Here is a 21,494-nt window from a genome sequence, read left to right as displayed (position 1 = left end):
GAGGGACTTCCCTTCCTGTACGGGACATCGGCCGGGTCGCCCGTGACGACCCGGCGGCCCCCGGGGAACCGTGGGCGCGGCGCGGCCCCGGAGCGGACCTTCAGTGTGCTCTGTGTGTTCAGTGTGCGGGCTTGAGGGGCAGCAGGACGCTGATGCGGAACCCTCCGCCCGGGCGGGGACCCGCGTCCAGGGTGCCGCCGACCATGCCGACCCGCTCCCGCATCCCGATCATGCCGTGCCCACGGCCGTCGGCGCCGCCGTCCTCGTACAACTCGTGCGGGGCGCCCTTGCCGTCGTCCTCCACGAGCAGGCCGAGGCCGTCGTCGAAGTAGACCAGCCGGACGCTCGCGCCCGCGTTGGGGCCACCGTGCTTGCGGGTGTTGGTGAGGGCCTCCTGCACGATGCGGTACGCCGTCAGCTCCACCCCGCTGGGCAGCGGGCGGGGCGTGCCCTCGACCTTGAAGTCGACGGGGAGCCCGGCCGTGCGGCACTGCTCCACCAGCTCGCCCAGCTGTTCCACGTCGGGCTGCGGAACGTACTCGCCGGACTCCTCCGGCTCCCCGGTGCGCAGCACGCCGAGCAGCCGGCGCATCTCCGCGAGCGCCTGGCGGCCGGTGCCGGAGATGGTCTCCAGCGCCTTGCGCGCCTGGTCGGGGGCGGCGTCCAGGACGTAGGCGGCGCCGTCGGCCTGGACGACCATGACGGAGACGTTGTGCGCGACCACGTCGTGCAGCTCGCGCGCGATGCGGGCGCGTTCGGCGGCGACCGCGACCTTGGCCTGGGCCTCCCGTTCCCGTTCCAGCCGGGCCGCGCGCTCCTCCAGCTGGGCCAGATAGGCGCGGCGGGTGCGGATGGAGTCGCCCAGCACCCAGGCGAGGGCGAACGGCACCATGAGGAAGACGATGAACAGTGCTTGGCGGAACGCCGTCTGGTCGGGTTCCGGCCAGCGGAGCGTCGACACGGGTGCCGCGGCGAGGCCCACGACCAGCGCGAACCGGGAGGCCCAGCCGGCCCCGTCGGCGGCGACGGTGTAGACGATCACCAGCATGGCGAAGTTGACCAGCATCACCGGCACGTCCAGTGCGACCTGGGCCAGGCCGACGACGACGGCCAGGACCAGCATCCGCTCGGGCACCCGGCGCCGTAGCGCGACCACCAGCCCCAGCAGCAGCGACGCCACCACGGACGGGACGCCCAGCACGGCGCCGGCCGCCTCGTCCGGCGGGGTCGGGCTGTCCGCCGTGCTGATCAGTCCCGCCAGGTTGATCCCGAACAGGGCGACGGCCCAGAAGACGTCGACCCCGGTCGGGTGTCTGCGGAGGAAGTCATAAACGCGCTGCACGTAACCCAGGGTAGGTACGCGTGCCCTGTGCAGGGGTCAACCGGAGGTCTCATCCCCATCGGCCACGCGTACTCCCCTAGGTGGAGGCGGCACCGTCCGCACCGCCCGGCGGGGACGGCTCCGAGCCGGTGTCCGGGCCCGTGCTGCGGACCTGAGGGGTCCGGTTCCGTGCCCCGTCGGACCGGGGGCGCCGGCTGCTCGGCCGGATCCACGGCCAGTAGGCGACGCACACCACGAAGGGGGCGACGAACGCGGTCAGCAGCCACAGTCCGACGCTCGCCGGCGAGTAGACGTAGGAGTGCCAGCGCTGCGGCAGCAGCGCCGAGGGCGCGACCAACAGCACGATCAGCACCACCCAGGTGATCAGTACGGTCGTCACCAGGCGCAGTGCCGTCATCGCCGTCGCTCCCCTCGCCCTGCGTGCTCGTGATCCGCCCCGGACGAAGGGTAGTGCCCGAGGCCGCGGGGATGACGGCGCCCCGGGGCACGTCACCGCTGGTCAGGAGGGGGCGACGGGCCCGCGCCGTACAGCGCCTAGCCTGGCTCCGTGACGGACGAGACGACCCCAGGACCGGGGCAGCCCACCGACCCGACCGAACCCCCGGCGACGGGTGGGGGCCGGGCGGCGCGCGGCTGGCGGGCGGCGGCCGAGGAGGCCCTGTACGGGCCGCACGGCTTCTATCTGCGCCCCGAGGGCCCCGCCGGCCACTTCCGGACCTCCGTGCACGCCTCACCCCTGTTCGCCGGGGCCGTGGCGCGTCTGCTGTGCCGGGTCGACGCGGCGCTCGGGCACCCCGGGGAGCTGGCCTTCGTCGACCTGGGCGCCGGGCGCGGCGAACTGGTCACCGGGGTCCTGGCCGCGCTACCGCCCGAGGTGGCCCCGCGCATCCGGGCGGTGGCCGTGGAGCGCGCCCGGCGGCCGGTGGACCTGGACCACCGGATCGAGTGGTGCGCCGAGCCGCCCACCGGGGTACGGGGTCTGCTGTTCGCCAACGAGTGGCTGGACAACGTCCCCCTGGACGTCGCCGAGACCGACGCCGACGGGGTGCTGCGGCGGGTGCTGGTCGCCGCGGACGGCACGGAGTCCCCCGGCGGACCGCTCGACGGCGCGGACGCGGAGTGGGCGGCCCGCTGGTGGCCGCTCGAACCGGTGCCGGGCGGGACCGGTTCCCGCCCGGCACCCGGTCTGCGGGTCGAGATCGGCCGCCCCCGCGACGCCGCCTGGGCCGGTGCCGTGGCGACCCTGACCGCCGGACTCGCCGTCGCGGTCGACTACGCGCACCACCGCGCCGCGCGCCCCCCGTACGGCACGCTCACCGGTTTCCGCGCCGGCCGCGAGGTGCTCCCCGTACCGGACGGGTCCTGCGACCTCACGGCGCACGTGGCGCTCGACGCGTGTGCGCTGCCGGGCGCCGAGCTCACCGGGCAGCGGGCCGCGCTGCACGCCCTCGGGGTGAGCGGCGGGCGTCCGGCGCTGGCGCTGGCGTCGAGCGACCCGGCCGGCTACGTGCGGGCGCTCGCCCGGGCCGGCGAAGCGGCCGAGCTGACCGCACCGGGCGGCCTCGGCGACTTCGGCTGGCTCCTCCAACCGGTGGGCGTCCCGGCCGGACTGCTGGACCGGACCGCCGCCCGGTAGCCGCCCGTCGCTACTTGTCGATGTCGCCGACGACGAAGAACAGCGAACCCAGGATGGCGACCATGTCGGCCACCAGCGTCCCGGGCAGCAACTCGGTCAGGGCCTGGATGTTGTTGAACGAGGCCGAGCGCAGCTTGAGCCGGTACGGGGTCTTCTCGCCCTTGGACACCAGGTAGTAGCCGTTGACGCCGAGCGGGTTCTCCGTCCAGGCGTAGGTGTGGCCCTCGGGTGCCTTGAGCACCTTCGGCAGCCGCTGGTTGACCGGGCCGGGCGGCAGGTCGACGATCCGGTCGAGACAGGCGTCGGCGAGGTCCAGCGCGTTGTGCGTCTGCTCCAGCAGGCACTCGAAGCGGGCCAGGCAGTCGCCCTCCTCACGGGTGACGACCTTGAGCACGTCGCCGAGCTCCCCGTACGCGAGGTACGGCTCGTCGCGCCGGAGGTCGAAGTCGAGACCCGACGCCCGCCCGATGGGGCCGCTCACCCCGTACGCGTGCACCGCTTCGAGCGACAGGACGCCCACGTCCCGGGTGCGCCCCCGGAAGATCTCGTTGCCGAGCACCAGCCGGTCGTACACGTCCATCCGCGAGCGCACCGAGGCGACGGCCTCCCGGGCGCGGGTGGTCCAGCCGACGGGCAGGTCCTCCTTCAGACCACCGACCCGGTTGAACATGTAGTGCATGCGTCCGCCGGAGATCTCCTCCATGACGGTCTGGAGTTCCTCGCGCTCGTGGAAGGCGTGGAACACCGGGGTGATGCCGCCGAGCTCCAGCGGGTACGACCCGAGGAACATCAGGTGGTTCAGCACGCGGTTCAGCTCGGCCAGCAGGGTGCGCATCCACACCGCGCGCTGGGGCACCTCCATGCCGAGCATCCGCTCCACCGCGAGGACGACCCCGAGCTCGTTGGAGAACGCGGACAGCCAGTCGTGCCGGTTCGCCAGCATGACGATCTGCCGGTAGTCCCGGGCCTCGAAGAGTTTCTCCGCGCCGCGGTGCATGTAACCGATCACGGGTTCCGCATGGCGCACGCGTTCACCGTCCAGGACCAACCGCAGCCGCAGCACTCCGTGGGTGGACGGGTGCTGGGGGCCGATGTTGAGCACCATGTCGGTGTTCTCCGCGGCGCCGCCGATGCCGACCACGGTTTCCGTCGTCGGCCCCCCGAGAGCGGCCTGCGCGGCCCCGGACGTCATGGATGTCATGGCCCCAGTCTCCCTTACGTACGCTGGCGGTATGGAAACGGGGAGCGCGGGCGGGTCCGCGGCGGGGAACGTGACGGAGGGTACGGGGAGCGGGCCGGACTGGATCGCGCTCCCGCCGGGACTCCTGCGCATGCGCCGGCTGCTGTTGGTGGTGTGGCTGGTGCCGTTGACGGTGGCCACCGGGGTGCTGCTCGGGGTCTTCGTCGGACCCCCGTGGGCGGCCTTCGCGGTCCTGCCGTTGGCGCTGCTGCTGTGGGGCTGGCCGATGTTGGGCCGCAACTGGCGTTCCTGGCGGTACGCGGAACGCGCCGACGACCTGCTGATCAGCCGGGGGGTGCTGTGGTGGGAGCAGACCATCGTGCCGTACGGGCGGATGCAACTCGTCGAGGTCACCTCCGGTCCGGTGGAGCGGCACTTCGGGTTGGCCAGCGTGCAGCTCCACACCGCCGCCGCGGCGAGCGACGCGCGCATCCCGGGCCTGCTGCCCGAGGAGGCGGAACGGCTGCGTGACCGGCTCACCGAGCTGGGCGAAGCACGATCGGCGGGCCTGTGAGCGGGTCCGGGGCCGGCGAGCCGGCCGACGAACCCCGCCCGAACGTACCGACCGCGCCGGACGTGTCGACCGCACCGGACGGGACGGTCGCGCCGGACGGGACGGTGGAAGCCGCCGTGGTCGAACGGCGGCTGCACCCCGTCACCCCGCTGCGCCGCGCCTGGGCGCCCATAGCGATCCTCGCGGGCTGGGCGGTGCACGACCCGGGCGGCACCCAGGAGCGGGTCACCTCCCTCGACACCACCACGCTGGTCGCCTCGGGCGCCGCCGTCCTGGTCCTCGCCGCCCTGTACGGCGTGCTGACCTGGTGGTTCACCCACTTCGCGGTCACCGGGACCGAGCTGCGCATCCGCACCGGGCTGCTGTTCCGGCGCACCGCGCACATCCGGCTCGACCGCATCCAGGCGGTGGACGTCACCCAACCCCTGTTGGCCCGGGTGGTCGGCGTCTCCAAACTGAAGCTGGACGTCGTCGGCGCCGACACCAAGGACGAGCTGGCGTTCCTCGGCGCCGACGAGGCCCGGTCGCTGCGGGCCGAACTGCTGGCGCGGGCGGCCGGGTTCGCCCCCGAGGACGCGCAGGGGGTCGGCGAGGCCCCGGTCCGGGAGCTGATCCGGGTGGGGCCGCGGCAACTGGCCGTCTCGCTGCTGTTGAGCGGCGGCCCCTGGTGCGCGCTGGCGGGCGCGCTGGCCGTGCCGACGTTCCTGTGGGTGCTCACCCACAACGTGTGGACGGTGCTCGCGACCGCACTGCCGCTCGCGGGCGTCGCGGTCACCAGCACCGTCGGACGGTTCGTGAAGGAGTACGACTGGACGGTCGGGGAGTCGCCCGACGGACTGCGCATCGACTACGGGCTGCTCGACCGCATGCACGAAACGGTGCCGCCGGGGCGGGTGCAGACCGTCCGGATCGAGGAGCCGTTGCTGTGGCGGCGCCGCCAGTGGGTACGGGTCGAACTGGACGTGGCGGGCTCGTCGAACTCCGTCCTGGTGCCGGTGGCTCCGCGGGCGCTGGCCGCCGAGGTCATCTCGCGGGTGCTGCCCGGGGTGACGGTGCCCGAGGAGTTGTCCCGGCCGCCGCGGTCGGCCCGCTGGTGCGTGCCGCTGTGGTGGCGGGGGTACGGGTTCGCCGTGAGCGACACGGTGTTCGCGTCCCGGCACGGGTTGCTGCGGCGCAGCTTGTCGTTGGTGCCGCACGCGAAGGTGCAGAGCGTGCGGTTGCTCCAAGGGCCTTGGCAGCGGTGGCACGGGGTTGCGGACGTCCGGGTGGAGACGGGGGCGAACCGTTCCGTTCCGGCCCGGTTGCGCCCTGCGGGTGAGGCGGCGCTGTTGTTGGCTGCGCAGGCGGAGCGGTCGCGGACGGGGCGGCGGGCCGCGCGCCCCGACCGCTGGATGTCCTGACGACCCCGCCCCGTGCGGCGCGCCCCTGGGTGGGTGCCTCCTGGGGTACGTCGTCCCCTGCGGGTGCGCGGTGGTTGCCCGCGCAGTTCCCCGCGCCCCTTCAGGGGCGCCCTGCTGGACGTCCGGGTCACAGGGCGCCCCTATGGGGGCGCGGGGAACTGCGCGAACAGCCACGACGCACCCGCAGAGGACCGCGCGGAGCAACAGCGCAGCGGAACGCTCCCGCGAGGGACGGGCGTCAAGCGCGCAGGGCCGAGCGAAGGCCCTGCATATCGATCGGCTCGGTCTCATCGTGCGCGGTCAGGTCCACGACCTGACCGACCCGCTCCGCGTCATCGGACACCTTGAAGTCCGCCTCGGACTCCGCCTTGTGCAGCGCCAGCGCCTCCTCCCCGACGACATCGGCGAGGTCCTCGTTCTGCACGGCTTCCAGCGCGGCCCGCGCGGGCTCGCTCTTGTTGCCGAAGAAGTCGAAGCCGCCCTGGACGGTCCGCGGGCGGACGGGCGGCACGGGAACGACCGCCACCGCCGCCGCCCGCGGCACGGTGACGTGACCGGCCGCGGAACCGGGACCGGCCGTCGCGGGTACGGCGGCGCGCTCGTGGCCACCGGTGGCCGACTCCTGCGCCCGGGCCCGGACGGCCGCCGGCGCACCGGCCGGCGCATCCGCACCGCGGCGCTGCTTCGGGGGCGCGGAGGGCGACGGGGGCGACGGGGGCGACGGGGGAAGCTCCCGGGTCGGCCCGCCCACCGCACCGCGCTCCAACCGGTCGAGCACCGCATTGGCCCGCAGGTACAGCGCCACGGTCGCGACCGGCGCCACCTCGTCCGTCGCGAGCAGCGCCTTCGACGCCGTAGCCGGCGCCGGCACCGCGGAGGACGCCGCGTCCGCGGGGGCGGCGGACGTCTCCATCGCGAGCTGCCGGCGGCCCTCCAGCGCACTGGCCCGCTCGGTCTCGGCGGTGGCGTACCGGCGCAGCAGCCCCGCGTGCTCGCCGCGCAGGGCGGCCAGTTCGGCGCGCTTGGCGCGCAGCCGCTTCTCCAGCTTGCCGCGCACCGCGCGCGCCGACTCCAGTTCGCCCTCGATCTCGGCGACGCGTTCCTCGAAGCGCCACTCGTCACTCGTGCGCGCCCGCAGCAACTCCGCGACCCGTCGGCCCGCCGACCGGTCCCAGTTCCGCATCACGACCGAGCCCGCGACGGCCGCCACGGAGGCGCCCACCACGAGCCCGCGCAATATCGCGGCTTCCGAGACGAACCAGGCGCCGGTGGCGCAGAGGACGGAGGCTCCGGCGATCACCGTGGGAGGGAGCAGCCGGTGCAGGGGTGGTGAATGGCGGTGGCGTCCACGAGGCATAGCGAGAAACTTACCGCGCGTGGGGGATTGTTGCCGCCCCGCCCGCACAAAAACGCGGCGCCGCCCGGTCTTTACTTCTTGAGCAACCCCTTCGACTCCAGATACTCCTTCGCCACATCGGCCTCCTTCTGCCGCTCGGCGTCGACCTTGCGGTTGAGTTCTACAAGATCATCTGTTGAGAGCACATCGGTCAACTTGGCCAGGGCGTCGGCTATCTCCTTGTCCCCGGCGTCCGCGGCGTTCACTACCGGAAGGACGTTGTCGGCGTTCTGGAGCTTCTTGTCGTCCGCGAGCAGGACGAGCCCGAAGGAGTCGAGGGTGGCGTCGGTGGTGGTGGTGAGGACCAGTTGGGCCGTGCCGTTCTTGACGGCCTGCTTGGACTGGACGGTTCCCACGCCCTTGGGGTCCACCCCGGCGACGTCGATGCCGTACGTCTTCTTGAGGCCCGGTGCGCAGAAGGGCCGCACCTCGCATTCGTCGCCGGCCGCGATCGTGACCTTCTCGTTCGTCTTGCCGAGATCCGAAAGAGACGTGAGGTCGTGCTTCTTCGCGAATTCCTCACTCACGGCGAACGCGTTCTGGTCGACGGCCTTGCCCGCGGGCAGCACCTTCAGCCCGCGGGGTTCGGCCAGCTTCTTCAACTCGGCGACGGTCGCGTCGACATCGGACGATGCCACCGGCTCGGCATCCGGACCGTTTTTGTCCGCGTTGAGGAATTCGGCGAGCGTCGCCGCGTATTCGGGGACGACGTCGATCGTGCCCTTCTCCAGCGCCGGTTCGTAGATCTCGCGGTTCTCCACGGTCTTCACGGAGGTCGGGTAACCGGCGTCGGCGAGAACCTGCTTGTACAGCTGGGCGAGCACCTTCGCCTCGGTGAATCCCGCGGCGCCGACGACCAGCGAACCCTTCTTGCCGCCGCCCGATCCGCCGGAGCCCTCGTCCTCCAGGCTGTCGCCGGAGCAGCCCGCGGCGGCCGTCAGCGCGGCCACGGCCAGCGCGGCGAGCGCCGTCCGGCCCGCTCTGCGCGGTGTTCGGGGTCGACCGCGGTCCGTGTGCGGTGGGGTGCCGTCACCGGATGCGCCCGTGGGTGCCGGGTGGTCCGTGCCGTGCTGGTGCGTGCCGTTCATGTCGACCGTCCCTTTTCGTTTTCGTGGAAGGAGCCGTTCTCCTCCGCGGCGGGGCGCACCCCTCCAGCGGGGAGCAGGTGGGGAGTCAGCGGGCGGCGCGGGCCCGCCCGCGCATCGGGTCGAGGAGGCGGCCGGCGACCACCAGCACGCCTTCCACGAGCAGGGCCAGCGCCGCCACCAGGAAGGCGCCCGCGACGACCTGGGGGGTGTTCTGGAGGCTGAACCCGGCGGTGATGATCCGTCCGAGGCCGCCCTCCCCCGCCATCGCGGCCAGGGTCGCCGTCGCCACCACCTGCACCGCCGCGGACCGGATCCCGGCCATGACCATCGGGTACGCCAGCGGCAGTTCGACCCGGGCGAAGAGCTGCCGTCCGTCCATCCCCATGCCCCGGGCCGCCTCCACCACCGACCGGTCCACCTCGCGCATGCCCAGGTACGCGTTGGTGAGCAGCGGCGGCACCGCGAAGAGGACCAGGGCGACGAGGGTCGGCGCGTCCCCGTGGGTGCCGAGCGGGGTCAGGGTGAGGAGCACCAGCACGGCCAGGGTGGGCACCGCGCGGCCGATGTTGGAGAGGTTGACCGCGAGCGCCCCGCCCTTGCCCAGGTGGCCGAGCCAGAGGGCGAGCGGCAGCGCGATCAGGCAACTGATCAGCAGACAGACCCCGCTGAAGTAGAGGTGTTCGGCGAGCCGCTGCCACACGCCGCGCTCGCCCTGCCAGTTGGCGCCGGTGGTCAGCCAGTCGTACGCCCCCGATATCGCGTTCATATCGCTTCGGCCGCCTTCCCCGTGCCGGAGGTGCCGGAGGTACTGGAGGTGTCAGAGGTACTGGTGGTTCCGGAGGTGCCGCGCCGCCGGCCGGGTGCGCGCGGGGTGCGGCTCCAGGGGGTGAGCAGCCGTCCGACGCCCAGCAGCAGGAGGTCCGCGACCAGCGCCAGCAGCACGCACAGCACCGAAGCGGTGAGCACCTGCGCCTTGAAGCTGGTGTCCAGGCCGTCCAGGATCAAGGTGCCGAGCCCGCCGTAGTCGACGATCGCCCCGACGGTGGTCAGCGCGACCGTGGCCACCGTGGTGATCCGCACCCCGGCGAGCAGCGCGGGCAGCGCCAGCGGGAGTTCGACCTCCCACAGTCGGCGCACCGGCCCGTACCCCAGGCCCCGGGCGGCCTCCCGGACCTCCTCGGGGACGGACTCCAGACCCATCAGGACGTTGCGGACCAGGATCGTCAGCGAGTACAGCACCAGGCCCGTGACCACCAGGGCGGCCGACAGTCCGAAGACCGGCAGCAACAGGGAGAACATCGCCAGCGAGGGGATCGAGTACAGCAGGGTCGTGAGCCCGAGGACCGGGCCCGACAACACCGGCCAGCGACGGACCAGCAGGGCCAGCGGCACCGCCACGAGCACGCCGATCAGCACCGACACGGCGGTGATCGCGAGGTGTTCGAGCGTCGCGTCCACCAGTTCCTGGCTGCGGGAGCGTACGTACTCCCCGCAGATCCAGTCGTTCGCCACCAGACAGTCGCGCGTGCTCATCCGAACACCCCTCCCCCCGTTCCTCCCCGGCCGCGGCTACCCGGGCTCCCCGTGCAGCCGGTCCCGCCGGTCTTCCCGCAATCCCGGTTTCCCCGCTTTTCCGGCGGGCACTCCTCGAACGTACATCTGACAACCTTGGACATTCGGTCGTGCTGGCGACCCTAACCCCGGCCACTGACAACCACCGGCGCGGCCCGTACCGGTGCAACACGGCCTTCACACTTCCCGTACCCCTGGGGGACTGCATGATCCGGTTCGAGAACGTGAGCAAGCGCTACCCCGACGGCACCACGGCCGTGGACGACCTCTCGTTCGAGGTCGCGGCCGGCGAACTGGTCACGCTGGTCGGCCCGTCGGGCTGCGGGAAGACCACGACGATGAAGATGGTGAACCGGCTGGTCGACCCGTCGAGCGGCCGGATACTCCTGGACGGCGCCGACATCGCCGACGGCGACCCGGTCGAACTGCGGCGCCGCATCGGCTACGTCATCCAACAGGTCGGGCTGTTCCCGCACCGCACGGTCCTCGACAACACGGCGACCGTCCCGCACCTGCTGGGCGTGCGGCGGGCGAAGGCGCGCGAACGGGCCGCGGAACTCCTCGACCTGGTGGGCCTCGACCCCTCGGTCCACGGCGACCGCTACCCCGACCAGCTCTCCGGCGGCCAGCGCCAGCGGGTCGGCGTGGCCCGCGCCCTGGCCGCCGACCCGCCGGTGCTGCTGATGGACGAGCCCTTCGGCGCGGTCGACCCGGTGGTCCGCGAACGCCTCCAGTCGGAGTTCCTGCGCCTCCAGCAGTCGGTGCGCAAGACCGTGCTGTTCGTCACCCACGACCTGGAGGAGGCCGTCCGGCTCGGTGACCGGATCGCCGTGTACGGGCAGGGGCGCATCGAACAGTTCGACGTCCCGGTGACCGTGCTGGGCGCCCCGGCCAACGACTACGTGGCCGACTTCGTCGGCGCGGACCGGGGCCTGAAGCGGCTGTCGGTGACGCCGATCGAGGAGGGCGACCTGGAACAGCCCCCGGTGGTGCGGCTGGACGACGCGCTCCCCCGGGAACTCGACGCGCGCTGGGCCGTCGTCCTGGACTCCGCGGGCGCCCTGCACGGCTGGCTCTCCGCGGAGCGGGCCCGACGGAGCACCGGCACGGTCCGCGAGCACGCCCGCCGGATGGAGGCGTGGCTCCCGGTGGGCGCCTCGCTGAAGCAGGCGTTCGCGACGATGCTCCAGCACGACGCGGGCTGGATCGCCGTACTCGACGAAACCGGCGCAGGGGGCGCGGGACGGTTCCTGGGGGTGCTCACCCCGGGCGGGCTGCACGAGGCCCTGCGCCGGTCCACGGCGGCCCAGCTGCGGGACGTGCCCCGTACCGAGGTCGCGCTGGAGACGGTGTCCGGGAACTGACCCGCCCCCGCAGGCCCCGGGGCGGCCGGAGGGACCGGCACCGCCCGCGCGGGCCTACGCTGGGAACATGAACCAGTTCCCAGGCCGCGGACGAGTCGCCGGACTGCCCGAGTGGGACCGCTGCGCGGTCATGGGCGTGGTCAACGTGACCCCGGACTCCTTCTCCGACGGGGGCCGGTGGTTCGACACCACCGCCGCCGTCAAACACGGCCTCGACCTGATCGGCCGGGGCGCCGACCTGGTCGACGTCGGGGGCGAGTCCACCCGGCCCGGGGCCCGCCGGGTCGACGAGGACGAGGAACTGCGCCGGGTCGTCCCCGTGGTGCGCCAGCTGGCCGCCGAGGGGGCCGCGGTCTCCGTGGACACCATGCGCGCCAGTGTCGCCGAACGGTCGCTCGCGGCGGGCGCCCTCCTGGTCAACGACGTCAGCGGCGGCCTCGCCGACCCCGCCATGGTCCCGGTGGTCGCGGCGGCGGGCGCCCCCTTCGTGGTGATGCACTGGCGCGGCTTCCTGGAGGGCCCCCAGATCCGGGGCGTCTACGCCGACGTCGTCACCGAGGTGGTGGACGAGCTCCGCACCCGGGTGGACGCCGTGATAGCCGGCGGGGTGGCCGCCGATCGGATAGTCGTGGACCCCGGCCTCGGCTTCTCCAAGGACGTCGACCACGACCTGGCGCTCCTCGCCCGGCTGGACCGGCTGCGCGTCCTCGGCCACCCGGTGCTGGTCGCCGCCTCCCGCAAGCGTTTCCTGGGGCGGGTCCTCGCGGGCCCCGAGGGCGCCCCGCCACCGGCCCGCGAGCGCGACGCGGCCACCGCCGCCGTCTCCGCGATCGCCGCCCACGGCGGCGCCTGGGCCGTCCGCGTCCACGAGGTGCGGGCCACGGCCGACGCCGTCCGGGTCGCCCGCGCCGTCGAGGGAGCCCGATGAGCACTCCCGGCACGCCCGACGGCCCCGCGGGTCCCGACGGACCGGCCGGTCCGCAGGCCCCCCGCACCGAGCGGGACGAGGTCGAACTCGCCAACACCGCCTTCTACGAGGCGTTGGAACGGGGCGACTTCGACGCCCTGTCCGACATCTGGCTGGACGAACGGGACCTGTCCGACGTCTCGGGTCCGGCGCCGGAGATCTCCTGCGTGCACCCCGGCTGGTCCCCGCTCACCGGCCGCGGCGAAGTCCTCAGGTCCTATGCGCTGATCATGGCGAACACCGAGTACATCCAGTTCTTCCTGACCGACCTGTTGGTCTCCGTCTCCGGCGGGACGGCCCTGGTGACCTGCACCGAGAACATCCTCAGCGGTGGCCCCGCCCCCGAGGACGGCGGCGAGCTGGGCCCCCTGGTGGGGCAGCTCGTGGTCGCCACGAACGTGTTCCACCGCACGCCGCTGGGTTGGAAGCTCTGGTCGCACCACGCCTCCCCGGTGCTCTCCGAGGCGGTCGGCGACCCGGACGGCGAGCCGGGCGAGCCCACCGGTTGACCCCGTCGGACGCCTCCGCACGCCGGCGCACCCCCGCGGACGGGTGCTGTCGGCGGGCCCGGGTAGCCTCGTTCGACATCCCCTTTCGACGACGAGCAGGAGGACCGGCGTGGATCGTGTCGCGTTGCGCGGCCTGAAGGCCCGTGGGCACCACGGCGTGTTTCCCCGGGAACGCGAGGAGGGTCAGACGTTCCTCGTGGACGTGACCCTGAGCCTCGACACCCGTCCGGCGGCGGCCGGCGACGACCTGGAGAAGACCGTCCACTACGGCATCGTCGCCGAGGAGGTCGTCGCCATCGTCGAGGGCGAACCGGTCAATCTGGTCGAGACGCTCGCCGAACGCATCGCCACCGCCTGTCTGGGCCACGACGCCGTCCAGGAGGTCGAGGTGTGCGTCCACAAGCCCGACGCGCCCATCACCGTCCCCTTCGACGACGTGACCGTCACCATCACCCGGAGCCGCGTATGACAGCCCAGCCGGACCCCACCGTGCAGCCGGTGCCCTCCTCGGTGACCGAGCAGGTGGACGCCGCCGACACCACCCTCAGCAACCCCAGGCTCGCCGTGCTCTCCCTCGGCAGCAACCTGGGCAACCGTCTGGAAACCCTCCAGGGCGCCGTGGACGCCCTGGAGGACACCCCCGGACTACGGGTCACCGCGGTCTCCCCCGTGTACGAGACCGAGCCCTGGGGCGTCGAGCCCGGCTCCCAGCCCGCGTACTTCAACGCCGTCGTCATCGTCCGGACCACCCTGCCGCCCGGTTCGCTGTTGGAGCGCGCCCAGGCGATCGAAGAGGCCCACCAGCGGGTGCGGGACGAGCGGTGGGGACCGCGCACCCTGGACGTCGACATCGTCACCTACGCCGACGTGGTCTCCGACGACCCGCAGCTCACCCTCCCCCACCCGCGGGCCCACCAGCGCGCCTTCGTCCTGGCCCCCTGGCACGACGTCGACGCCGCCGCCGAGCTGCCCGGCCACGGCGCCGTCGCCGCACTGTTGGCGGGTCTCGCCCCCGGCGCCGTCACCCCGCGCGGCGACCTGGAACTCCAGTTGCCCGAGTAGTCGTTAAGGTCAACCGGGGGCACCACCACCGGTTGCCCCCGCCACCGGCCACCGGGTCGGCCACCGGGCCGACCGCAGGACGGCGGTGGGACGGCCGTAGGACTGAAGGGACGACGTGAATCAGCTGCGCATCAGGACCCTGCTCGGTCTCTTCGTCGGGACCGGGGTCGTGTCCTGGGCGGGAGCCCGCCTGTGGGACTCCGTCGGCACCCTGCCGGGCGTGCCGCTCGCCGCGCCGATCGTGCTCGCGGTGATCGCGGCGGTGCTCACCGCCACCGCCCTGTCGCTACGGGCGCGGCTGCGCGCCCAGCGGGACCGGGAGCCCGGGGCGAAGGGCGTCGACCCGTTGATGGCGGCGCGGGCCCTGGTCTTCGGCCAGTCCAGTGCACTGGTCGCGGCGCTGATCTCGGGGCTCTACGGCGGGGTCGGCATCTTCCTGCTCGGTTCCCTCGACGTCCCGGTCCGTCGTGACCAGGCCGTCTACGCCGGGTTCTCGGTGCTCGCCGGGATCGCCGTGGTGGCCGCCGCGCTCTTCCTCGAACGCGTCTGCAAGCTCCCCGAGGACGACGACACCCCGCATCCCCCGGGCACCGAGGCACGCGGGGTCTGAGGCACGCTGGGTCCGAGGCCCGCGGGGTCCGAGCGCACGGCCCCCGGGCGCCGCACACCGGCGCCGGCTCACCGCGCCAGGATCAGGCTCATCGCCTCCGCGCGGGTCGTCGCGTCCCGCAGCTGCCCGCGCACCGCGGACGTCGTGGTCTTGGCGCCCGGCTTGCGGATGCCCCGCACCGACATGCACATGTGCTCGGCCTCCACCACGACGATCGCGCCGCGGGCCTCCAGGATGCGCATCAGCGAGTCGGCGATCTGGGTGGTCAGCCGCTCCTGCACCTGGGGGCGGCGGGCGTAGACCTCCACCAGCCGGGCCAGCTTCGACAACCCGGTGATCTTGCCGGACTCGGCCGGGATGTACCCGACGTGGGCGACGCCGTGGAAGGGCAGCAGGTGGTGCTCGCAGAGGCTGACGATCTCGATGTCCTTCACCAGGACCATCTCGTCGTGTCCGAGGTCGAACGTCGTCGTCAGGACGTCCTCCGGCTGCTGCCACAGCCCGCCCAGGATCTCCCGGTACGCGCGGGCGACCCGGGCCGGGGTGTCCCGCAGGCCCTCCCGGTCGGGGTCCTCCCCCACGGCGATGAGCAGCTCCCGGACGGCGTCCTCCGCGCGCTTCGCGTCGAACTCGCCTATCGTGCCCTCGCCGTCCAGCGTCACGGGGTCGGTCATGGTCTGCCTCGTTCCTTAGCCGTACAGACGGGTACGTGCGGGACACACGAAAATGCCGCGCCCCCCAAGAGTAACTAGGGGGGCGCGGCACACATTCCGGGCCCGATGGGCACCGGCGCGGCCACGGAACGGGGCGGTGGGCCCCGGGGCGGTCGCGCCGGCGACGCGCGGTCAGCTGTCCGCGCGGCCTTCCTCCTGCGGGGAGGGGGCCTCGACCGGGGCGACCGGGGTCGCATCGGCCTTGGTCGTCAGCGACGGGGTGGCGCCGCCGGCGCCGTTCGTCAGCGACAGTTCCTTCGGGGAGAGGACCGGCGGACGCGTCGAGGGCGTACGCCGTGAGGAACCCGTCCACGCCGGGCGGGCCGGGCGCTTGATCAGGGAGGAGAAGATCTCGGCGATCTCCTCCTTGCCCAGGGTCTCCCGCTCCAGCAGCTGGAGCACCAGGTTGTCGAGGACGTCGCGGTTCTCGACGAGGATCTCCCACGCCTCGTTGTGCGCGTTCTCGATGAGCTTCTTGACCTCTTCGTCGACGAGCGCGGCGACCTCTTCCGAGTAGTCGCGCTGGTGCCCCATCTCCCGGCCGAGGAACGGCTCGGTGTTGTCGCCGCCGAACTTGATCGCGCCCAGCCGCTCGGTCATGCCGTACTGCGTGACCATCGCGCGAGCGGTGGTCGTGGCCTTCTCGATGTCGTTGGCCGCGCCGGTCGTCGGGTCGTGGAAGACGAGCTCCTCCGCCGCGCGCCCGCCCAGCATGTACGCGAGCTGGTCGAGCATTTCGTTGCGCGTGGTGGAGTACTTGTCCTCCTCGGGGAGGACCATCGTGTAGCCGAGGGCACGGCCGCGCGACAGGATCGTGATCTTGTGGACCGGGTCGGAGTTGGGCGAAGCCGCCGCGACCAGGGCGTGTCCGCCCTCGTGGTACGCGGTGATCTTCTTCTCCTTGTCCGACATGATCCGGGTCCGCTTCTGCGGGCCCGCCACGACGCGGTCGATGGCCTCGTCGAGCATGTGGTTGTCGATCAGCTTCAGGTCGCTGCGGGCGGTGAGCAGGGCGGCCTCGTTGAGGACGTTGCTCAGGTCCGCGCCGGTGAAGCCGGGGGTGCGACGGGCGACGGCCGCGAGGTCGACGTCCGGTGCGACCGGCTTGCCCTTCTGGTGGACCTTGAGGATCTCCAGCCGGCCCTGCATGTCGGGACGGTCGACCGCGATCTGCCGGTCGAAACGGCCCGGACGCAGCAGCGCCGGGTCGAGGATGTCGGGCCGGTTGGTGGCGGCGATCAGGATGACGCCGCCCTTCACGTCGAAGCCGTCCATCTCCACGAGCAGCTGGTTCAGCGTCTGCTCGCGCTCGTCGTGGCCACCGCCGAGACCGGCGCCGCGGTGACGACCGACCGCGTCGATCTCGTCGACGAAGACGATCGCCGGGGCGTTCGCCTTGGCCTGCTCGAAGAGGTCACGGACCCGGGAGGCACCGACACCGACGAACATCTCGACGAAGTCGGAACCCGAGATCGAGTAGAACGGCACCCCGGCCTCGCCGGCGACGGCGCGGGCCAGGAGCGTCTTGCCCGTTCCGGGGGGGCCGTACAGCAGCACGCCCTTGGGGATCTTGGCGCCGACGGCCTGGAACTTCGCCGGCTCCTGGAGGAACTCCTTGATCTCGTGGAGTTCCTCGACGGCCTCGTCGGAGCCCGCCACGTCGGCGAACGTCGTCTTCGGGGTGTCCTTGGTGATGAGCTTGGCCTTCGACTTCCCGAAGTTCATCACCCGGGAGCCGCCGCCCTGCATCTGGTTCATCAGGAACAGGAAGACGACCACGATGAGGACGAAGGGCAGCAGGGAGAGCAGGATGCCGAGGAAGGGGTTGTCCTTCGAGGGCTGGACGGTGTAACCGTCGGGGATCTGCTTGTCCTGGTACTTGGCCTGGAGGTCGGCGGCGAGGTCGGCGCCCTGGTCGCCGATGTAGCTGGCCTGGACCTTGGTCTGGCCCTCGACCTTCTGGCCGTCCTTCAGCGTGATCTTGATCGTCTGGGAGTTGCCCGTGGTGAGCTGGGCAGACTTCACCTGGTTGTTACTGATGGCCTGGATGACCTGGCCGGTGTCCACCGTCTTGTAGCCGCCGGACGAGCCGACGACCTGCATCAACACGACCACGGCGAGGACGGCCAGCACGATCCACATCACGGGCCCACGGAAGTATCGCTTCACGTCCATCCATACGGAGCGGTGCCGCCCCGTCCCTCCTGCCATAGTGAGTTTGATAAAGACTGTTCTTCGGACGGTACCCCAGCATTGTCACCCGAAGCCGCAGCGTGCTGGTGCCAATCCCGCGGCAATGCCGCGGTGATCCCGCCTCCGCTTGCTCCAACGGCGGGAAGGCCCCGAGGGTTCCCGGGCCCCCCGTCCGCCCGGCCCGGGGCCGTGCCGAACGGCTCAGCCGCCGTACACGTGGGGCGCGAGCGTACCCACGAACGGCAGGTTGCGGTACTTCTCCGCGTAGTCGAGGCCGTAGCCGACGACGAACTCGTTGGGGATGTCGAAGCCGACCCACTCGACGTCGATCGCGACCTTGGCGGCCTCCGGCTTGCGCAGCAGCGTGCACACCTTGAGGGTCGCCGGTTCGCGGGAGCCGAGGTTGGAGATCAACCAGGACAGGGTGAGCCCGGAGTCGATGATGTCCTCGACGATCAGGACGTGCTTGCCCTTGATGTCGGTGTCGAGGTCCTTGAGGATGCGCACCACCCCGGAGGACTGGGTGCCCGCGCCGTACGACGACACCGCCATCCAGTCCATCGTGACGGGGGTGGACAGCGCGCGTGCCAGGTCCGCCATCACCATCACGGCGCCCTTCAGGACACCGACGATCAGAAGGTCCTTGCCCGCGTACTCCGCGTCGATCTTCGCAGCCAGCTCAGCCAGCTTCGCGTCGATCTCTTCCTTGGTGATGAGCACCGACTGGAGGTCGGTGCCCATGTCTTTCGCGTCCACCCGCATCACTTTCGGTCGTCCGAGCCGCTGCCGGGCCCGCCCGGGCCCGGCTCAGCTTTGCCGGATCACCAGTCTGCCACCCTGCCGCTGGGCCACGACCCGACCGGGGAGATTGATGGCGCCCTGTCCCCGCCAACCGGTGATGAGCCGGTCGACCTCCTCGATGTGCCGGGCGAAGAGGGAGCCCGCGGGGGCGCCCGCGTCAATGGCCGCGCGGCGCAACACGCGCCGGCGCACGGCGGACGGCAGGGCGTACAACTTGGCGCACTCCAGGAGCCCGGACGGGTCACGGACCGCGCTGTCGGCCTGGGCGGCCCAGGAGTCCAGGGCGTCGGCGTCGTCCCGGGACAGCTGGGCCGTCCGGGCCAGTGCCTCCACGACCCCCTTGCCGAGGGCCTTCTCCAGCGCGGGCAGGCCCTCGTGGCGCAGCCGGGACCTGGTGTAGGCGGGGTCGGTGTTGTGCGGGTCGTCCCACACCGGCAGGTGTTGGACGAGGCACGCCTTGCGGGCGGTCTGTCGGTCGAGGTGCAGGAACGGGCGTCGGTAGCGGCCGGCGGCGCCCGAGACCGCGGCCATCCCGGACAGCGAGCGGATGCCGGAGCCCCGGGCGAGGCCCAACAGGACGGTCTCGGCCTGGTCGTCGCGGGTGTGGCCGAGCAGCACGGCGACCGCCCCGTGCCGCTCGGCGGCGGCGTCCAGGGCGGCGTAGCGGGCGTCCCGGGCGGCGGCCTCGGGTCCGCCGTCGCGGCCCACGGTCACACCGACGGCCTCGACCGGGGCGAGACCGAGGGCGGTGAGACGGGCGGCGACCTCGTCGGCGCGGGCCGCGGAGCCGGGTTGGAGTCCGTGGTCGACGGTGATGCCGCCGGCCCGGACGTCCAGCTTGGGGGCCTCGAAGGCGAGTGCGGAGGCCAGCGCCACCGAGTCGGCGCCGCCGGAGCAGGCGACGAGCACCAGGGGGGAGGAGGGTGCGGCGGTCCGCGGCGCGCGGGGCGTGCGCGAGGGCGTACGGGGTGGGGGTGCGCTGGCGGCCGGGGGGGCGGGGTCCGCGCGCAGGTCGTGTTCGGTGAGCAGGTCGTGGAGGACGCGGCGGACCGCCAGGCGTATCGCCGCGACCGCAGGATGGGGACCCATGTCCGGTTCCCTTCGTGAAGTTCGGGGGTGGGGGCTCGGATCTGTCGACCGATCTCCGGGCTGTCCGGGGTCACCGGAACCTCGCGGATCGGGGCGCCCTTCCGGATCGCCGGGATCACCGGGATCTCCGGGCCGACCGCCGGCGTGCTCCCGGGAGTCCCCGGGTGCGCCGCCCGTGATCGTGCTGCCGTTCGGTCTCCGGACGACCGGAACGGGCCGCTGTGCCGCCGCGCCCGGTCACTCAGAGTGTGTCGATGGTGACAGAGCCGAGCCGTTCCCCGAGCATTGCACGCCTGTCAGGGGCTCACGGTCCCTCGGACGGGTGATTGCGAAGGCGTTCCCCTGCCGTCGGCCGCCGGGGGTTCACGCCTCTGCCTTACCGTGCACCCGCGCGATCCAGTCCGCCGGTTTGCTGATCTCCGCCTTGGTGGGCAGCGTGTTCGGGGAGGTCCAGGCGCGGTTGAAACCGTCCATGCCGACCTGGTCGACCACGGCCCGCACGAAGCGTTCGCCGTCGCGGTACTGGCGGAGCTTGGCGTCGAGTCCGAGGAGCTTGCGCAGGGCCTGGTCGAGTCGGGAGGCGCCGCGGGCGCGGCGCTGCTGGAACTTCTCCCGGATCTCCGCGACGGACGGGACCACCGCCGGGCCCACTCCGTCCATGACGTAGTCGGCGTGCCCTTCGAGCAGGGACATCACGGCCGTCAGCCGGCCCAGGACCTCGCGCTGCGCCGGGGTCTGCACCAGTTCCACGAGCGACCGGCCGCCGTCGTCCTCCTCGCCCTCCGGGCGGCCCCCGGCCAGCGACTGCGCCGCTTCCCTGATGCGTTCGAGGAACGTCATCGGGTCCACATCGGTCTCGGCCAGGAACGTCTGGATCTCGCCCTCCAGATGGTCGCGCAGCCAGGGGACGGCGGTGAACTGGGTGCGGTGGGTCTCCTCGTGGAGGCACACCCAGAGGCGGAAGTCGCGCGGATCGACGTCCAGCTCGCGTTCCACGTGGACGATGTTCGGTGCCACCAGGAGCAGTCGGCCGCCGCCGTTGGCGCCCGCCGGGAGTTCCCGGGTGGCCGGGGCGAAGGTCTCGTACTGACCGAGGACCCGGGACGACAGGAACGAGAGCAGCATGCCCAGTTCCACGCCGGTGACCTTGCCGCCGACCGCGCCGAGGACCGCGCCGCCCGGGGTGCTGCCGCGGCGCTCCTGCATCTTCTCCAACAGGGGTTTCAGGATCTCGCGGAAGCCCGCGACGTTCGCCCGGACCCAGCCCGGGCGGTCCACCACCAGGACGGGGGTGTCGTGTTCGACCGGGTGTTCCGCTCCGACCATGCGGGTGTAGTTCCGCACGTGTTCCTCGGACGACTTGGCGTGCCGTCGCAGTTCGGCGACGATCGCTCGCGCCTCGTCCCGGCTCACTTCGGGGCCCGGTCGCACGAGTCGGGTCGCGGTCGCCACCGCGAGGTTCCAGTCGACCATCTCCGCACCACCGATGCTCGTCATGCGTCAACGGTACGGGACCCGTGCGGGTCCCTGCGGGGCTTGGGGGGTTCGGGGGGTGGTCGTGGCGGTTCCCCGCGGGTGCGTGGTGTGTTGCCCGCGCAGTTCCCCGCGCCCCCTCGGTACGTCCCGCTGCGCGTGCGCGGTCCGGCTCGGGTGCGCGGTCCCTGGGCGGGTGCGTTCCGCTGCGCGTACGCGGTCCGGCTCGGGTGCGCTGTGGGTTCGCGCAGTTCCCCGCGCCCCTGATCCGGTGCGATCCGCTGCGCGTGCGCGGTCCGGCTCGGGTGCGCGGTCCCTGGGCGGGTGCGTTCCGCTGCGCGTACGCGGTCCGGCTCAGGTGCGCTCCGGTTCCGCGCAGTTCCCCGCGCCCCTGATCCGGTGCGATCCGCTGCGCGTGCGCGGTCCGGCTCGGGTGCGCTGTGGGTTCGCGCAGTTCCCCGCGCCCCTATCGGGGCACGCCTGTGGCCCGACGGCATCGGAAGGCGCCCCGTCAGGGGCGCGGGG

21 protein-coding genes are annotated in these 21,494 nt (G+C 72.7%); 9 read left to right on the top strand and 12 right to left on the bottom strand.

Annotation, left to right across the window (positions count from 1 at the left end):
- Nucleotides 1–118: 118 nt before the first annotated feature.
- Both ACFYOU_RS31795 and ACFYOU_RS31790 read right to left on the bottom strand, forming a co-directional pair.
- Entirely contained in the window at nt 119–1,342 is a 1,224-nt protein-coding gene (locus ACFYOU_RS31795; RefSeq protein ID WP_391310553.1) for a histidine kinase, read from the bottom strand.
- Nucleotides 1,343–1,418: 76 nt separating this feature from the next.
- A complete protein-coding gene (locus tag ACFYOU_RS31790; RefSeq protein WP_391310550.1) occupies nt 1,419–1,739 on the bottom strand; it encodes a hypothetical protein in 321 nt (106 codons plus the stop codon).
- A gap of 150 nt (nt 1,740–1,889) precedes the next feature.
- Between ACFYOU_RS31790 and ACFYOU_RS31785 the strand changes: the two genes are divergently transcribed.
- The gene (locus ACFYOU_RS31785; protein WP_391310548.1) at nt 1,890–2,978 is read left to right on the top strand and encodes an SAM-dependent methyltransferase; all 1,089 of its coding nucleotides are present in this window, start codon (nt 1,890–1,892) and stop codon (nt 2,976–2,978) included.
- Between the two features lie 10 nt (nt 2,979–2,988).
- Here the strand turns inward: ACFYOU_RS31785 and ACFYOU_RS31780 are convergent, their stop codons facing one another.
- Entirely contained in the window at nt 2,989–4,170 is a 1,182-nt protein-coding gene (locus ACFYOU_RS31780) for an NADH-quinone oxidoreductase subunit D (protein WP_389772718.1), read from the bottom strand.
- A 40-nt stretch (nt 4,171–4,210) separates the two neighbouring features.
- On the opposite strand from ACFYOU_RS31780, the gene ACFYOU_RS31775 reads away from it, so the two are divergent.
- Nucleotides 4,211–4,732, top strand: a complete 522-nt coding sequence (locus tag ACFYOU_RS31775; RefSeq protein WP_391310546.1) for a PH domain-containing protein — start codon at nt 4,211–4,213, stop codon at nt 4,730–4,732.
- 62 nt (nt 4,733–4,794) lie between these two features.
- Entirely contained in the window at nt 4,795–6,132 is a 1,338-nt protein-coding gene (locus tag ACFYOU_RS31770) for a PH domain-containing protein (RefSeq protein ID WP_391310610.1), read from the top strand.
- Nucleotides 6,133–6,370: 238 nt separating this feature from the next.
- Here the strand turns inward: ACFYOU_RS31770 and ACFYOU_RS31765 are convergent, their stop codons facing one another.
- From ACFYOU_RS31765 to ACFYOU_RS31750, 4 genes are all read right to left on the bottom strand, one after another.
- The gene (locus ACFYOU_RS31765; protein ID WP_391310544.1) at nt 6,371–7,432 is read right to left on the bottom strand and encodes a hypothetical protein; all 1,062 of its coding nucleotides are present in this window, start codon (nt 7,430–7,432) and stop codon (nt 6,371–6,373) included.
- Between the two features lie 128 nt (nt 7,433–7,560).
- A complete protein-coding gene (locus ACFYOU_RS31760; RefSeq protein WP_391310542.1) occupies nt 7,561–8,616 on the bottom strand; it encodes a glycine betaine ABC transporter substrate-binding protein in 1,056 nt (351 codons plus the stop codon).
- Between the two features lie 85 nt (nt 8,617–8,701).
- The gene (locus ACFYOU_RS31755; RefSeq protein WP_391310540.1) at nt 8,702–9,382 is read right to left on the bottom strand and encodes an ABC transporter permease subunit; all 681 of its coding nucleotides are present in this window, start codon (nt 9,380–9,382) and stop codon (nt 8,702–8,704) included.
- Entirely contained in the window at nt 9,379–10,149 is a 771-nt protein-coding gene (locus tag ACFYOU_RS31750; protein WP_391310537.1) for an ABC transporter permease subunit, read from the bottom strand. The genes ACFYOU_RS31755 and ACFYOU_RS31750 overlap by 4 nt, the downstream gene beginning before the upstream one ends.
- Before the next feature lie 245 nt (nt 10,150–10,394).
- Between ACFYOU_RS31750 and ACFYOU_RS31745 the strand changes: the two genes are divergently transcribed.
- The 6 genes from ACFYOU_RS31745 to ACFYOU_RS31720 all read left to right on the top strand — a co-directional run bounded on the left by ACFYOU_RS31745 (nt 10,395) and on the right by ACFYOU_RS31720 (nt 14,700).
- Nucleotides 10,395–11,552: an ATP-binding cassette domain-containing protein gene (locus ACFYOU_RS31745; RefSeq protein WP_391310535.1), complete on the top strand. Its 1,158-nt coding sequence runs from the start codon at nt 10,395–10,397 to the stop codon at nt 11,550–11,552.
- Between the two features lie 67 nt (nt 11,553–11,619).
- Nucleotides 11,620–12,480, top strand: coding sequence for a dihydropteroate synthase (gene folP, locus ACFYOU_RS31740; RefSeq protein WP_391310534.1), 861 nt, complete (start codon nt 11,620–11,622; stop codon nt 12,478–12,480).
- On the top strand, nt 12,477–13,028 hold the full coding sequence (locus ACFYOU_RS31735) for a nuclear transport factor 2 family protein (RefSeq protein WP_391310532.1): 552 nt from the start codon (nt 12,477–12,479) through the stop codon (nt 13,026–13,028). The genes folP and ACFYOU_RS31735 overlap by 4 nt, the downstream gene beginning before the upstream one ends.
- Nucleotides 13,029–13,137: 109 nt before the next feature.
- Nucleotides 13,138–13,497, top strand: coding sequence for a dihydroneopterin aldolase (gene folB, locus ACFYOU_RS31730; RefSeq protein ID WP_387005147.1), 360 nt, complete (start codon nt 13,138–13,140; stop codon nt 13,495–13,497).
- A complete protein-coding gene (gene folK / locus ACFYOU_RS31725; RefSeq protein ID WP_391310529.1) occupies nt 13,494–14,090 on the top strand; it encodes a 2-amino-4-hydroxy-6-hydroxymethyldihydropteridine diphosphokinase in 597 nt (198 codons plus the stop codon). Before folB ends, folK begins: the two co-directional genes overlap by 4 nt.
- A 115-nt stretch (nt 14,091–14,205) precedes the next feature.
- Nucleotides 14,206–14,700: a DUF3180 domain-containing protein gene (locus ACFYOU_RS31720; protein ID WP_389772709.1), complete on the top strand. Its 495-nt coding sequence runs from the start codon at nt 14,206–14,208 to the stop codon at nt 14,698–14,700.
- A 68-nt stretch (nt 14,701–14,768) separates the two neighbouring features.
- Here ACFYOU_RS31720 and folE read toward each other — a convergent pair whose 3' ends face one another.
- From folE to ACFYOU_RS31695, 5 genes are all read right to left on the bottom strand, one after another.
- Nucleotides 14,769–15,374: a GTP cyclohydrolase I FolE gene (gene folE, locus ACFYOU_RS31715; protein WP_385484148.1), complete on the bottom strand. Its 606-nt coding sequence runs from the start codon at nt 15,372–15,374 to the stop codon at nt 14,769–14,771.
- Nucleotides 15,375–15,545: 171 nt separating this feature from the next.
- Nucleotides 15,546–17,588, bottom strand: coding sequence for an ATP-dependent zinc metalloprotease FtsH (gene ftsH / locus ACFYOU_RS31710; RefSeq protein WP_389772721.1), 2,043 nt, complete (start codon nt 17,586–17,588; stop codon nt 15,546–15,548).
- A 219-nt stretch (nt 17,589–17,807) separates the two neighbouring features.
- Nucleotides 17,808–18,368 (bottom strand): hypoxanthine phosphoribosyltransferase, encoded by a 561-nt coding sequence (gene hpt, locus ACFYOU_RS31705; RefSeq protein ID WP_385484153.1) that lies wholly within the window; start codon nt 18,366–18,368, stop codon nt 17,808–17,810.
- 45 nt (nt 18,369–18,413) lie between these two features.
- Nucleotides 18,414–19,496, bottom strand: a complete 1,083-nt coding sequence (gene tilS, locus ACFYOU_RS31700) for a tRNA lysidine(34) synthetase TilS (RefSeq protein ID WP_391310526.1) — start codon at nt 19,494–19,496, stop codon at nt 18,414–18,416.
- Nucleotides 19,497–19,859: 363 nt separating this feature from the next.
- Nucleotides 19,860–20,993 (bottom strand): zinc-dependent metalloprotease, encoded by a 1,134-nt coding sequence (locus ACFYOU_RS31695; protein WP_391310524.1) that lies wholly within the window; start codon nt 20,991–20,993, stop codon nt 19,860–19,862.
- Nucleotides 20,994–21,494 lie beyond the last annotated feature (501 nt).

Source organism: Streptomyces sp. NPDC005955 (assembly GCF_042871255.1).
Classification (GTDB): domain Bacteria; phylum Actinomycetota; class Actinomycetes; order Streptomycetales; family Streptomycetaceae; genus Streptomyces.
Note: the sequence above shows the minus strand (reverse complement) of the source record. Positions and strands in the feature narration are given on the sequence as shown.

Coding starts and splice junctions, on each gene's coding strand:
- ACFYOU_RS31790 (WP_391310550.1), bottom strand. CDS start 1,739: ATGACGGCACTGCGCCTGGTGACGACCGTACTGATCACCTGGGTGGTG.
- ACFYOU_RS31780 (WP_389772718.1), bottom strand. CDS start 4,170: ATGACGTCCGGGGCCGCGCAGGCCGCTCTCGGGGGGCCGACGACGGAA.
- ACFYOU_RS31775 (WP_391310546.1), top strand. CDS start 4,211: ATGGAAACGGGGAGCGCGGGCGGGTCCGCGGCGGGGAACGTGACGGAG.
- ACFYOU_RS31760 (WP_391310542.1), bottom strand. CDS start 8,616: ATGAACGGCACGCACCAGCACGGCACGGACCACCCGGCACCCACGGGC.
- ACFYOU_RS31755 (WP_391310540.1), bottom strand. CDS start 9,382: ATGAACGCGATATCGGGGGCGTACGACTGGCTGACCACCGGCGCCAAC.
- ACFYOU_RS31750 (WP_391310537.1), bottom strand. CDS start 10,149: ATGAGCACGCGCGACTGTCTGGTGGCGAACGACTGGATCTGCGGGGAG.
- ACFYOU_RS31745 (WP_391310535.1), top strand. CDS start 10,395: ATGATCCGGTTCGAGAACGTGAGCAAGCGCTACCCCGACGGCACCACG.
- folP (WP_391310534.1), top strand. CDS start 11,620: ATGAACCAGTTCCCAGGCCGCGGACGAGTCGCCGGACTGCCCGAGTGG.
- ACFYOU_RS31735 (WP_391310532.1), top strand. CDS start 12,477: ATGAGCACTCCCGGCACGCCCGACGGCCCCGCGGGTCCCGACGGACCG.
- folK (WP_391310529.1), top strand. CDS start 13,494: ATGACAGCCCAGCCGGACCCCACCGTGCAGCCGGTGCCCTCCTCGGTG.
- folE (WP_385484148.1), bottom strand. CDS start 15,374: ATGACCGACCCCGTGACGCTGGACGGCGAGGGCACGATAGGCGAGTTC.
- ftsH (WP_389772721.1), bottom strand. CDS start 17,588: ATGGACGTGAAGCGATACTTCCGTGGGCCCGTGATGTGGATCGTGCTG.
- hpt (WP_385484153.1), bottom strand. CDS start 18,368: ATGCGGGTGGACGCGAAAGACATGGGCACCGACCTCCAGTCGGTGCTC.
- tilS (WP_391310526.1), bottom strand. CDS start 19,496: ATGGGTCCCCATCCTGCGGTCGCGGCGATACGCCTGGCGGTCCGCCGC.
- ACFYOU_RS31695 (WP_391310524.1), bottom strand. CDS start 20,993: ATGACGAGCATCGGTGGTGCGGAGATGGTCGACTGGAACCTCGCGGTG.